This is a genomic window from Dysgonomonas sp. GY75, assembly GCF_015234155.1.
Classification (GTDB): domain Bacteria; phylum Bacteroidota; class Bacteroidia; order Bacteroidales; family Dysgonomonadaceae; genus Dysgonomonas; species Dysgonomonas gadei.
Window position 1 is genome coordinate 92,269 of record NZ_JADCLQ010000056.1, and the last position, 13,010, is coordinate 105,278.

Annotated in this window: 10 protein-coding genes; all 10 read right to left on the bottom strand. The window is 40.9% G+C overall.

The features are described from left to right. Nucleotides 1-511: 511 nt before the first annotated feature. The 10 genes from IR083_RS21660 to IR083_RS21705 all read right to left on the bottom strand — a co-directional run bounded on the left by IR083_RS21660 (nt 512) and on the right by IR083_RS21705 (nt 13,005). Nucleotides 512-1,363, bottom strand: a complete 852-nt coding sequence (locus tag IR083_RS21660; RefSeq protein ID WP_194225887.1) for a hypothetical protein — start codon at nt 1,361-1,363, stop codon at nt 512-514. A gap of 65 nt (nt 1,364-1,428) precedes the next feature. After that, nucleotides 1,429-2,688, bottom strand: a complete 1,260-nt coding sequence (locus IR083_RS21665; RefSeq protein WP_194225888.1) for a hypothetical protein — start codon at nt 2,686-2,688, stop codon at nt 1,429-1,431. 4 nt (nt 2,689-2,692) lie between these two features. Continuing rightward, nucleotides 2,693-4,561: a transglutaminase-like domain-containing protein gene (locus IR083_RS21670; protein ID WP_194225889.1), complete on the bottom strand. Its 1,869-nt coding sequence runs from the start codon at nt 4,559-4,561 to the stop codon at nt 2,693-2,695. Between the two features lie 162 nt (nt 4,562-4,723). Continuing rightward, nucleotides 4,724-5,422: a ribose 5-phosphate isomerase A gene (gene rpiA, locus IR083_RS21675; protein ID WP_194225890.1), complete on the bottom strand. Its 699-nt coding sequence runs from the start codon at nt 5,420-5,422 to the stop codon at nt 4,724-4,726. Nucleotides 5,423-5,443: 21 nt separating this feature from the next. Further along, on the bottom strand, nt 5,444-6,214 hold the full coding sequence (locus IR083_RS21680) for a 3'-5' exonuclease (protein WP_194225891.1): 771 nt from the start codon (nt 6,212-6,214) through the stop codon (nt 5,444-5,446). An 89-nt stretch (nt 6,215-6,303) separates the two neighbouring features. Continuing rightward, a complete protein-coding gene (dnaN, locus tag IR083_RS21685; protein ID WP_006799057.1) occupies nt 6,304-7,428 on the bottom strand; it encodes a DNA polymerase III subunit beta in 1,125 nt (374 codons plus the stop codon). A gap of 175 nt (nt 7,429-7,603) precedes the next feature. After that, nucleotides 7,604-8,419 carry an SDR family oxidoreductase gene (locus IR083_RS21690; protein ID WP_194225892.1) on the bottom strand — a complete coding sequence of 272 codons (816 nt, stop codon included), beginning with the start codon at nt 8,417-8,419 and terminating at the stop codon, nt 7,604-7,606. After that, nucleotides 8,403-9,623 carry a mannonate dehydratase gene (uxuA, locus tag IR083_RS21695; protein WP_194225893.1) on the bottom strand — a complete coding sequence of 407 codons (1,221 nt, stop codon included), beginning with the start codon at nt 9,621-9,623 and terminating at the stop codon, nt 8,403-8,405. The genes IR083_RS21690 and uxuA overlap by 17 nt, the downstream gene beginning before the upstream one ends. Before the next feature lie 57 nt (nt 9,624-9,680). Then, a complete protein-coding gene (locus IR083_RS21700) occupies nt 9,681-11,729 on the bottom strand; it encodes an alpha-glucuronidase (RefSeq protein WP_194225894.1) in 2,049 nt (682 codons plus the stop codon). A gap of 307 nt (nt 11,730-12,036) precedes the next feature. Next, nucleotides 12,037-13,005, bottom strand: a complete 969-nt coding sequence (locus IR083_RS21705) for a glycoside hydrolase family 43 protein (protein WP_194225895.1) — start codon at nt 13,003-13,005, stop codon at nt 12,037-12,039. Between the last annotated feature and the right edge of the window lie 5 nt (nt 13,006-13,010).

Genomic DNA, 13,010 nt, shown 5'->3' on the forward strand with positions numbered 1-13,010 from the left:
TTCATCCATATCTCCACAAAAGGGAAATCAAACGTCTAAATTACATAAAAGTTCAAATGGTAAAGGTCCATTATGAACAATTTTTGGATTAATAATTCCTATTATTTTTTTAATTCGCTTTATTCATCCTTGTATAAACACCAATACAAATTTCTTTTTTATGAAAGTTTAAATTTATATTTTTCTGGTGTTTGAAAGTATATTCTCTATCAACTTTCTAAAGGTTTAAGCTCATCTATATTTAATTCCGAAAATTCAATTTCTCATTGGAAAATTAAAGGTGCTATTACAATATGACATCTGGGATAAGATTCCGGTGTTCTTTCTCTTTCCGAGAGTATCACAGCGATTTTCCCCAAACCTTTTTGATAAGATCACCCTTATTAAGATCCTGTTTAAATTTTTTTCGTTTCGATTTTCTAGGATTTTTATTGTCCGAAGAACTACTCCGGTACAGTCTGTATAAGATAGACTGTGCCGGAGTACCTTGTTTTTAGATCGGAGGTTTTTCTTATATTTTCTTCAATACAACAGATTGTGCACCAAACTCATTCGTCTTATCCAGCATCTCCATCAGTTTCTCCCATTCTGCAACAGGAATAAAAGATTTCTTATATTCTTTTCTGACATTTATCTTAAGGGTATTGCCTTCCATACTGGCAGAGGCACTGAATAGTCCGTATTCGTTGTCAACAGACTTGTTCAGGGTTTCAAGACCTTGTGTCTCATATCCTGCGGGAAGCTGTACCTGTATTTCATTTTCATAAATGCGGGCAGTAGGCAGATATGCATTTATCTTTCTGTTTCGTTCTTCAGGAGTTGGCTCCCATTGGCTCCCAATGAGTTTCCCTGCATCGAGAATAATATTGTTCCCTGCTTTTTTTACCAAGCCTTCTACCGTATATTTCACATTGTATTTCAGGTCGGGATTCTCCGGGATAGCACCGATACTGGTGACATTATACTCAATAACATCCTTCGGATTGAAGCCATGGTAATTGTATATTTCAACTTTCATACTATCCACCTGATCTTTTCTCCTCTTCTCGAAATTGCTGTTCATCTCCTCGATATATTTTCTGCTCTGCTTGCTCTTTTGCATCTCCTGCTCCTTGGTATCTTCTATGGAGAGATGTTTACGCATTGTTTTATCCCAGTCTTCGTATGTCACAAGGATGGACTGGGTGCTTTCTTTCAGTGAACCTGATGTTGTGGCCTCTCTGGAGATAAGCAGTTCGAGCGGATTGTCTTCCGAGAAAGAGACATTTATATTCATCAGGCTCTTATTCTGTCCGGCAGTCGTCTCCGGCAGTTTGAAAAAAGCGTCAACCACAGGCTGGTCTTTTATTTTACCTTTCTCCAAAGCTGTTCTTTCAAAGATATTTGCTTCCTGTCCCTGATTGTCGGGATAAATCTCACCTGCTATTCTCAGCCCGAAGGGATAAGTATAATATTTATAGCATAGTCAAGGTCGGATGCGCTGAGAATCTCATTCATGCGTGCACTGTACTTGTTTGTCATTAAAATGCTTTCAGTAGGTATCTTGAAATCCTTCAGATAGTTCTTAAACATAGAAAGGAATAGTCTGGAATTGAAATATCTGTCGTTAGATGGCCACATGAAATATAGCATATCCCTGATGTAGACAGCTAGTTGATCATTACTGATATCCGGGTTTTTCTTGACATGTGCTTCTATTACTTTTTTCACATCCTTGCGTATATTATCCCCGTACGGTAACTTCTCCGGATATGTCCCGATATGGTCGGCATCTGCCAGAATCAGATTTTTATTCAGGGTAGTACCTATTTTATATAGTCCTGCTTTGCGGGCGCTCGATGGTTTGTATATCAGATGGTCCCCGGTTCCGTTGTTGAGGATATTCATGCGTGTCATTGGCAGGTCGCGTAGAACAGACGACCATCGGCTTCTTTCAATTTTAGGCAAATTCTTTTCGGCAATATCAAGGGATACATCCTTTTCATCATTATATGATATGGTGAAATCTTTAGCTCCGTTCAGAGGAATATATTCCACAGTCATATGTTTCAGACTGATGTCACAATGCACAGAGTAAGAAAGGGTAGGATGTGATCCATAGAACAGAAAGTACTGGGCAGGAATATTCATTTCATCCAGTTCTGCATACTCAGAAATGAAGTAGTCAATTATGTCGCCGATCTGAAGATCGGGAATTGCCAGTTTTTTATGGCTTTCCTTCTCTTTTTTCCCTTCGGTAACTGAAACGGATTCGTCTACATCTACTTCTTTTATTGTCCCGTCCGGTTTAATTATGCGGACGCCTACTACAGTGGTTACTTTATTTTTTGCGCCCCATGTAAACCGGGTCTGCATCTTTATTTCTTCTTTAAACGACAAATCTGAATACTCATCCAGTGATACCTTGTCGTTTATCTTTACCATCCGGCGGTCGGTATTGGTATAGCGTACTCTTACCAATTGTATAATTTTTTTGCTTTCTACCTTTATATCTTCATGATGGGCTAAGATAACAGCCGATTCATCCTTATATTGTTCCGGTACGTTATAATCTTTAAATTCGGGCTTATCCCACGCCCACACTTCCTGCCGGATACGTTTTGCGTAGTCCGGATATTCTTCTGCTATTGTGTTCTGACTAAATTGTATTACAAGAACAAGTAATAGTATTTTAATACATGTTTTCATAGTCTTATTTTTTGGTTAAAGATATTTGTTCCATATATGCCTTTCTGAGCTTTGCGATATCGCTGTTCCATTCGGCGAACCGTTCCTTTGCGAGTAATAGGTTGGATATTGTAATCTCTTTTGTGTACACGATTGAATTGTTTTGTTCAGTATAGTTTATTCTGATTATATATCCATCTTCTTCAATAATTAGATTCTCCGGCAGATGTGAGGCTATATATCCCTCAGGAATATTCAACCTGATATTTTTCACTATGTGATGTTTATATAGAAATTCCCAGTCGTTTACCCGTTTAGCAGTATCGATATTATTGTTCATAAACTCTTTTTCTGTATCGGGCGCCAGATAATATTCATCATTTAGTATTTGTAATCCCGACTTACAAGCTAAATCATAGGTTAGTTCTACAACTTTTGATTGAGATGTAGCTCCTTCCAGTAATATATTACCGGCTTTATTTTGTGCATTGCCACTTTCTAAAAATATTTTCAGGGCAGTATCCAGTTTGTCTTTTGGGGTATTGTCCATCAGAGAAAGCAATACTTGCTTCGACTCTCCCATATAGTACTGTTTAACTTTTCCCTGTAAGGCATCGCCTGTTATTGAAAATTCACAATAAAGGCTGTCAGAGTTAAGTTCGGGAGAGAAGGATGGTATTCTGTTAAGTAAAAATTTTGTTTTGTCTTTATCCTCTACTAATGTCTGCCGCCCCTGAATTGTTTGCGGATATTCACCCAAAGGCATATATTTTATGGTAGGATCCAAATAGTATGTCCTGTCATCAAAAAACAGCGTACAAATCATGTGATTATCTGCAGAAAGAGATGGGGTACTATAATCATATGCTATATGGTTTGTTCCAAGCCATGACAGGCGTGCATCAAATCCTTCGGCTTCCAGTAAGGCTGTCAGCAGGTTGGACATTCCTTTACAATCTCCGTATTTCTTTCTTAATACCTCTTGAGCATCATCCGGCTTAAACCCGGCAATACCATCTTCGAACGCTATGTAACGTATATTGCTTTGTACCCATGCGAAAAGGGACCTGATTTTTTCTTCGTCGGTTTTGCAATTTTTTGTTATGTCCTGAGCTTTGGCTTTTATGATGGTTTTATCGTTGTTTACCCCTTTTACAATGTTATGGTACCATGCATACAGGTCGTCCAGTTTTTCGAAATAGGTGGTTTTCACGCCATTCAATGTAGACGATTTACTCAATACCAGTATATGGGGATAAATGTAAGAGCGGCCGGGCATACGGCTTTCACTCTTCATTTCTTTTTCGTCCTTTATTGTATATATGTAGGTATGTGCTTTGCTTTTCGGGTCTATTTTTACCTCCTTTGTGATGTTCTTTCCGAAGTTTCGCTCGTTAAGCTCTATATTCATCCAATCGGGAACAACGATTGTTACGGTCTTCTCTTTTATGAAAAGTGGCTCGGATAAATAGACCGATGTGAAATAGCGTGGATCTTTGTATGTTTTCTCAAACTTTACCTGTGCGGTAGAGCCTTTCTTATCGAAGAAAAGCTTAAAGTGGCATACTTTAGCATCTGTATAGAATAGGTCGTCATCTGAATATTGATTGTATTGCGGGGTGGAAGCTCTACCCTTTGTGTTGACTTTATCTATGGTAGATTGATCATTATACATTTCTACGACAGGTATGGATGTACCCATTTTGGTACATTCGTAATTTGTCTCTGTTTTCTCTTTAATAAAGATTTGTCCTTTATTTTCATCGAAAGTATAAGTTTCGTTCCTGCTGCTTATTACCACATTGTTATCATCCGATTGACCAAGAAGAGGCGCAGAAATAAGTAAAAGAAAAATTAGTCCAATATGATGGACTTTAATAACTGAGTCGTGCATTTTCTAAATTTGTCTTTAGGTGTATATAGTTGATAATGTATGTGTTGTCAAATGCGAATGTTAATCACAGTATAGATAATTATTTATGAAACAAATATAATAAAATATCTGATTCAATGATGATTTTGATTGAATTTGTAATTCTACTATGGATTTAGTATCCTAGATACTCATTATCTCCACATCATACCCTATGAACAATCCGCTTTCGATAACTCCCGTTATTGACTTAATGTCACGTTCAAAAGAGTTCTTTATTGAGTCGAACCATGCATCGAGGATAAAGTTTCCGTTTTCTGTAATAACAGGCCCGTCTTTTCCTTTTGCCATCCTTAGTGATACATCGCGGGCGCCTAATGCTATAAGTTCTTTTTCTGCATATAAAAGCGAAGTTGGAAATACTTCGACAGGAACCGGGAATTTGGAGCCTAACTGTGCGACAAATTTAGATTCGTCTACAATGATATAAGTTTCGGTACTGTTGCGGATCAGCAGCTTTTCTTTAAACATGGCTCCGCCTCGTCCTTTTATGAGGCTTCGTTGCGGGTCTACTTCATCTGCTCCGTCGAAAGTCCAGTCGGGTTTTTTGTCTAAAAGTGTAGTTTGAGGGATTCTTAACTGGATACAGGTCATCAATATCTCCAATGAAGAAGGGATGACTTGTATATGTAGGTTTTCTTTCTCGATTCTTTTGGTAATGGCAATCAAAGCCAGATAAACGGTGGAGCCTGAGCCAACCCCGATTATTTGTCCGTCTTTCATTTTAGCTGCGATTTCTTTCGCAACCTTTTCTTTCCCTTCTCTATTGATAATGGTATCCGACCATTTCAACGAATCGATGATATTCTTACCCCATTCCATAGCTTTCCATCTTCGCAGAGTTTACCGCTGCATCTCTCTCAGCTTTATTTTGGTCAGCACCTGTTTGGTATTTAGAGGGAAGTCTGCGTCCATCATCCATGCATAGAAACTCGGTTCTTTCTTCAATACTTCAGCCACAGGTTTCCCTTTATGCTTGCCGAAGTTAAAGACTTCTATCCCGTTTTCGTCTTTAATGATGCGTCCTGCCAGGTCAACATTATTGTTGAAGAATGAAAACTCCTCGGCCAGTTTTTCCATATCGTTCACCAAGTCCGGATATTTGTCCAATTGGGCTTTCAGTACTTCGAATGTGGCTAATGTATCGGCTTCTGCCGAGTGTGCGCCGGTAAGCTCCTTGTCACAATAGAACTTGTAAGCAGCTTCAAGGGTACGTTGTTCTTTCTTATGGAAGATAATTTGCACATCTATCATTTTCCGCTTGCTGAAGTCGATATCCACTCCGGCGCGTAAGAACTCTTCTGCTAAAAGCGGAATATCGAAACGGCTCGAGTTGAAACCTGCCAGATCGCAACCCTCCATCTGGTCGGCCAGGGATTTTGCTATCTGCTTGAATGTAGGGCAGTCTTTTACGTCCTCATCCGATATGCCGTGTACAGCCGTTGCTCCCGGAGGTATAGGCATCTCTGGGTTGAGCCTTTTGGTTTTTACTTCCTGCTTTCCGTTAGGGTAGACTTTCAGATACGATATCTCCACTATCCGGTCTTTTACCGTATCGGTACCTGTGGTTTCGAGGTCGAAGAATACAAGCGGGTTTTTGAGGTTTAGTTCCATAAGCTTTCAAGAAAAAACTTTATCATTCCTCATTTTTTAGAATCAGAAGAATGATAAAGTCTATATGTTTTGTATTTAAAATTCTGTCTTTAGTCGTTTAGCATCATTGGCATGAGCAACATTAGCAGGTCTTCATTCTCCTCATTCTCGGTAGGGATGATTAGTCCTGCACGTGAAGGGTCAGACAATTCGAGCGAAATATCTGTAGATGGGATGTTGTTCAGTATCTCGATCAGGAAGCTCGATTTGAACCCGATATTCATAGGAGAACCTGTATACTCGCAAGCGATAGTCTCTTCGGCAGCTGTGGAGAAGTCGATGTCCTGAGCTGTTACTACAATATTTCTGTCAGTCAGCTGAAGTTTGATAAGATTACTTGCCTGATTAGAGAATACTGATACGCGTTTCAGAGCATTCAGGAAAGTCTGCCGGTCGAGTATAACCTTGTTTGTATTGTTCTGCGGAATAACAGAGTTATAGTTCGGGTAGCGTCCTTCTATAAAGCGGCAAGTCATTGTATAGCTCGACATCTTTATATATGCATTATTCTCGTCGAATTTAATCTCTACTGTCTCAGCTTCTTTCGGCAGGATAGCCTTCAGTAAGTTGGCTGGTTTCTTCGGCAGGATGAAAGATGCTCTTTCGGCTCCTTTTGCCGATAATGTTTTGCAGCGAACCAGTTTGTGACCGTCCGATGCTACGAAGGTCAGGTCTTCAGGGGTGATATCGAAGAACACACCGTTCATCACAGGACGAAGTTCATCGTCTGCGCTGGCAAACAATGTGCGGTTGATTCCTGCAAACAGTACCTGCGGCTCGATAGTCAGGCTAACGGCAGTTTCTTTCAGTTCTTTTGGTTGCGGATAATCATCCCCGCTTTGTCCGATAAAATTGTACTTACCGTTGTGGAAGAAAATGAATGTTTCCAGATTGTCATTATTTATCTCAAATGTAAGCGGTTGTTCAGGTAGTTCTTTCAACGGGTCCAACAGGTTCTTCGCATTTACGGCAAACTTTCCGTTACCATCGGCTTCGTTTACTTCGAGGGAAGTAACCAGACGGGTTTCGGCATCGGCTGCAGTAAGTGTAAGTGTAGAACCTTCCAGTTCCAACAAGAAACAATCGAGAATAGGCAACGTGTTTTTTGAGTTGATCACCTTGCTTATCGCTTGCAAGTGACTTAATAAAGCAGTGCTGGAAACAACAAATTTCATATTATCAGTATGTTTTAGATTTTAAATTTCGCATATTATCAATAGAGCAAATGTAGGAATTTTTTCCATTTATAACAATATCTTTTTCTATATAACTGATATTTTATCCCTCAAATAGTTATTCTCTGCAAAAAGAGACAATTGCCAAAACATACTTCTTATTATATAAAACTGTTTACACCCCGCTGAAAGCGCTGAATCCCCCGTCTACAGGCAATATAGCTCCGGTCATGAAACTGGCGGCGTCACTGCACAGAAATTGTACAGCCCCGTTCAGTTCCGTTATATCTCCAAAGCGTTTCATCGGGGTCTTCGCCAATACTTTTTCGCTTCTTTCGGTCAGTGAGCCATCGGGATTGATAAGTACTGCACGGTTTTGATTTCCAATGAAAAAGCCCGGAGCAATAGCATTGACTCTCACCTTATCTCCATATTTCAGAGCCATCTCTGTTGCAAGCCACTGTGTGAAATTACTGATGCCTGTTTTTGCCACAGAGTAGCCCGGTACACGTGTGATGGCAGAATAGGCTGCCATTGATGTGATGTTGATAATATTCCCGCTTTTCTGTTCGGCCATGGCTTCCCCGAATACATAAGAGGGGTAAACTGTCCCATTTAGATTCAGGTTGGTAACCTTCTCCCAGTCGGCTATTTTCATATCGAAGAAAGGTTGTTCGGGACTCAGGGTAGCACCGGGTATATTTCCTCCGGCAACGTTTATCAGAATGTCGATTCTTCCATACAGGGATAAAATATTTTCCTTGCTTCTTTCGAGTATGGTAAGGTCTAGCACATCCGAAGCTAAAAATACAGCCTCACCTCCGGCGGCTTTTATTTCGTCAGCCAAGGCATTCCCTTTTTCTTCCGAGCGGCCTAAAATGATTATGACAGCTCCTTGCGAAGCCATGTATTTTGCAATACTTGAACCCAGTACGCCATATCCGCCCGTTACGATTGTTATTTTACCTTTAACACTAAAAAGTTCGTTCATATTCCAGCATATATTTATTATCGTTGTCTATACTTTTCTCTATCTCATCCTGTACTGTAGCTATCACTCCGTCCATCTGGGCAAAGGCGTACATGCGTCCATAAAATGAATAGCCGGGATTGTAGCCTTTATCTCCGTCACCGAGCATCAGTCTTCCGTGATCTACACGCATAGGCAGGGCGGGATTTTCTTTTTCGAAGATACGCACTAGTTCTATCAAATGTCCACGGCCTTCAAGATGCGGGGCTTCTATAAAGTCTCCGTTCTGGAAAACATCCGTGCTGCGCAGATGGATAAAACGTGTCCGTGATGCAAACCTGCGGGCTAACTCAGGAACATTGTTATGTATACCAGCACTAAGCGAACCCGCACAGAATGTGAGTCCGTTGTAAGGATTGTCTACTGCATCGAGAATCCATTCAATATCCTCCATATTTGTTACAATACGGGGGAGCCCCAACATTTGGAAAGGAGGGTCGTCAGGATGAATGCACATGTTTATATTGTACTCTTCGCAAACGGGCATCAACTGCGAAAGGAAATACTTCAGGTTTTCTCTCAATGCATTCCTGTCTATGTCTTTATAAAGCGATAGCAGGTTTTTAAATATTGCGACAGGATCTCTGTCTCCTTCTTTGATATTCCCGTTAATGAAACCTTGTGTCTTTACAATTATGGTATCTATCAATTGTTCCTTTTCTGCTTTGGTGATTGTCTTATCCAATGCATATACTTTCTCCATCTCTTCGGCAGAATAGTCTTTTACAGCTCCCTCCCGGTTAAGGATGAAACAGTCGAAGTAAGCAAAGTGTATTTTATCGAAATACAGTGAAGAAGTTCCGTCGGCCCATGGATATTCTAGATCGGTGCGTATCCAGTCGATAACCGGCATAAAATTGTAACATACCGTATTTATGCCTGCTTCTCCCAAATTGGCCAGACTTTCTATGTAATTAGCTATTAATTGATCTGCATTTCCTCCACCGTATTTTATAGCTTCACAGACAGGAAGGCTTTCTACTACCGACCAGCGAAGGCCCGCATCCTTAATGTAATTCTTCAGATCGTTTATTGCTTCCAATGGCCACACCTCTCCATTGGGTATATCGTGCAGAGCAGTTACGATACCTTCAACTCCTATCTGTCTGAGCATAGATAGGGTTATCTTATCTTTTTTTCCGAACCATCTCCATGTTTTTTCCATATAATTTGAATTTCAAGATTTTAGTTTACTACTGCTAACTGCTGACTGTTAACTGAACTAATTATGATGCTTCATATCCAGTTTAATCTTCTTCAGGTCTTCCAATTCGTGTACCGGACGTTCTATATCGTAAGGTACCGGTCGTTTCGAAAACGTCTGGAAATAAAGCAGGCAGGCATCTTTCCACCATACAGCATCCCGTGCCTGTATTCTCAGCTTCGATTGTACTTCCCTGAAACGTTGCTCGTCAACAAATGGCCCCATCCTGTCCCATAACTTCTGATAAGTTCTTACCTTCTGTACTCCTAAATCATACTTGAAACAAAGCGCCTCCCATAGCGTTTTTCCGTCTTTCATCCTGTAATCCCATGGCACATGATGGAACCATAGCAGGAGATTCTCAGGGCAAAGTTTAATGTCATTATAGATGTTATTCAATGGAGGAAAGTATTGAGATACGGCATTGCTCCCGTTCATCGTACGATCAAATCCTAAACCTGTACTATCTGCATTATGGTAATACCAAGGCATCCAGTCAGGGCGGGCACCGGGTACATCTCCCCATGGTTCGGGTCCATAGTGGTGGTCGAATGCAAATATGTGATGCAGACCAAGTGGCATCATATAGTCAACGGCGGTCTCCCGGGATGACAGCATCATATCCTTTACCGGATCAATAAAGTCTTTATTGTTTGAGAAAGTCATTTTTATCCATTCGTCTGCTATCTGCTCTGATGTCAATTGGTGATTCCATGCCAGACGGCCAAAAGCATACCAGTTGGCCTGAGCAAAATGATGTCCGCACCAGTTTGTATCTTCTCCAATATTTGCTACGGCAGATATTGCTGTGACCTTATTCGGGCGCAATGTTCCGTCTGTGATCTTTGCAATGGTAGAGCCTTTTCCATCTGAAAAGGTATCGCTGTCAAGCGTTTCCTTAAACAAAGGCGAAAGATATACCAGATGATTGGAAAAACCCAGATATTCTTGTGTGATCTGAAATTCGACCATCTCCGGTGTTTTGCGGAGTGCTCCGAATAATGGACTGAACGGTTCGCGCGGTTGAAAGTCGACAGGCCCGTTCTTTATCTGGATTATTACATTATCGCGGAATTGCCCGTCGAGCGGTACAAATTCCAGATATGCTTGTTTGGCCCTGTCTTCATCACTCGGATTGTAAACAAACGCACGCCACATGACAATACCGCCATAAGGCTTCAAGGCATCAGCCAGCATATTCGCCCCATCGGCGTGTGTGCGGCCGTAATCCTGAGGGCCGGGAAGCCCTTCGGAATTAGCTTTGACGAGGAAACCGCCAAAGTCGGGTATCAGTTTGTAGATATCCTTTACTTTATTGTTCCACCATTTACTTACTGCTGGATTGAGTGGATCGGAATCAGATAAGCCACCGAGTTCTTTCGGTGAAGAGAAATTTACAGCGAGGTACACTTTTACCCCGTAAGGACGAAATATATCGGCCAGTGCTTTTACTTTTTCCAGATAAGCATTGGTCAGTATCTCCGGTGTGGCATTCACGTTGTTTAGAACAGTTGCGTTAATACCTATCGAAGCATTAGCCCGTGCATAGGCCTCGTATCGTGGCGATAGCGTATTGGGCAGTTCGTTCCACTTCCATATTGAATAACCGGCATAGCCGCGTTCTACGGTACGATTCAAGTTATCCCAGTGGTTGAGAATGCGCACATCATAAGCAGGTATTTCCTCTAGATTCAGATTTGTCCTGTCTGTTTCCGTGAGTTGCAGATGAAGCAAATGGTAAGCACTGTATAACAGCCCGACATCTTTTTGTGCAGTGATGGTTATTTTGTCATTGTTACCTTTTATCTGATAGCCATCTTTCAGATGTTTCTGTTTTTTATCCAGATTAAATTCAATAGGCTGCCCCTGCCAGGAATTTTCCAATTCCCTTATAGCAATAGTTATTGCCGGACTTTTTTCTTTCGATGTGACTTTTGCCTTGTAGTGAATTGCGCTTTGATAGCGTAACCACAATTGACTGCCATCCTCTGCAAAAAGTAACAAAGGTGACAGGATAATTATAAATGAAAGACTAAAAACTAAAAGTGTGAATTTCGTTCGATTCATATTTTGTAACTCAATTTTTGTTTTTATAGTGATGACCGTGTTTAGTTAAAAAGTAACACAAGTAACGCTTTTTGCTATCTTTCGTAGGGGTGCTTCTTGTAGGTATCCGCCTTTTCCAATACCGGGCAATCACAAGGGATTGCCCCTACAACTTTCAAAAAGGTAACAAAGGTTACACTTATTTGTAATTTTTCATCTGTTACTTTTTCTAATCAATCTTTAAAATATTGATTTCTTAAATTTTAAATACAAAATATTAAAGAGCTGACTAACGACTAAAAGTTATTAGCCATACTCTATAGATAAATTATCTATCCAGTCCTTCAATAGTTTTAATAGTCCCGTCCGGATTATACTCCAGTTCTACGACTTTCATACTGCGGAGCCATGTCCTGCCGCCCGACGGCGCTGAATCGTGATGGAAAAGATACCATTTACCCTTATATTCCACAATACTATGATGGGTTGTCCACCCGATCACGGGAGTAAGGATTACCCCTTTGTAAGTGAACGGCCCGTAAGGATTATCACCTATGGCATAGCAAAGGAGATGAGTGTCACCTGTGGAATATGAGAAATAATACTTCCCATTGTACTTATGCATCCATGATGCCTCGAAGAAGCGGCGGTCTGTGTCTCCTTGTGTTATTGGCTGCCCGTTTTCGTCCAGAATAACCACATCGCGTGGTTCTTCCGCAAACTCCAGCATATCATCTCTCAATCGTGCGACCTTCCCGCAAAGAGCAGGTTCATTATCAGCCGGGAAAGTAGCAGATTCCAACGCCTTATTGTTGCGATATCGTTGAAGCTGCCCGCCCCAGATGCCGCCGAAGTAAATGTAATATTCCCCGTTCTCTTCAAATACACACGGATCGATACTGTAACTTCCTTTAATCGGGTTTTCCTGAGGGATGAAAGGTCCGTATGGTTTGTCACTGATGGCTACACCCAGACGGAAAATATCATTTTGGTCTTTCAGTGAAAAGTAGAGATAATATTTACCGTTTTTGAATGCGACATCGCTGTCCCACAACTGTCGTCCCGACCACGGTATATTTTCTGCGTCCAGTACCACGCCATGATCCGTTATAGGCCCGTCCACATCATCGAGAGAGAATACATGGTAATCTTTCATATTGAAGTGGTCGCCATTATCATTTTCGGGAATACCACTTTCCCAGTCATGGGATGGGTATATATAGATTTTACCATCGAATACGTGTGCAGACGGGTCTGCCATATAGTCCTGCGGAAATAAGTATTTTGCTTTTTTCATTTTAC

Coding starts and splice junctions, on each gene's coding strand:
- uxuA (WP_194225893.1), bottom strand. CDS start 9,623: ATGGAAAAAACATGGAGATGGTTCGGAAAAAAAGATAAGATAACCCTA.
- IR083_RS21680 (WP_194225891.1), bottom strand. CDS start 6,214: ATGGAACTAAACCTCAAAAACCCGCTTGTATTCTTCGACCTCGAAACC.
- IR083_RS21690 (WP_194225892.1), bottom strand. CDS start 8,419: ATGAACGAACTTTTTAGTGTTAAAGGTAAAATAACAATCGTAACGGGC.
- IR083_RS21670 (WP_194225889.1), bottom strand. CDS start 4,561: ATGCACGACTCAGTTATTAAAGTCCATCATATTGGACTAATTTTTCTT.
- IR083_RS21665 (WP_194225888.1), bottom strand. CDS start 2,688: ATGAAAACATGTATTAAAATACTATTACTTGTTCTTGTAATACAATTT.
- dnaN (WP_006799057.1), bottom strand. CDS start 7,428: ATGAAATTTGTTGTTTCCAGCACTGCTTTATTAAGTCACTTGCAAGCG.
- IR083_RS21705 (WP_194225895.1), bottom strand. CDS start 13,005: ATGAAAAAAGCAAAATACTTATTTCCGCAGGACTATATGGCAGACCCG.
- rpiA (WP_194225890.1), bottom strand. CDS start 5,422: ATGGAATGGGGTAAGAATATCATCGATTCGTTGAAATGGTCGGATACC.
- IR083_RS21700 (WP_194225894.1), bottom strand. CDS start 11,729: ATGAATCGAACGAAATTCACACTTTTAGTTTTTAGTCTTTCATTTATA.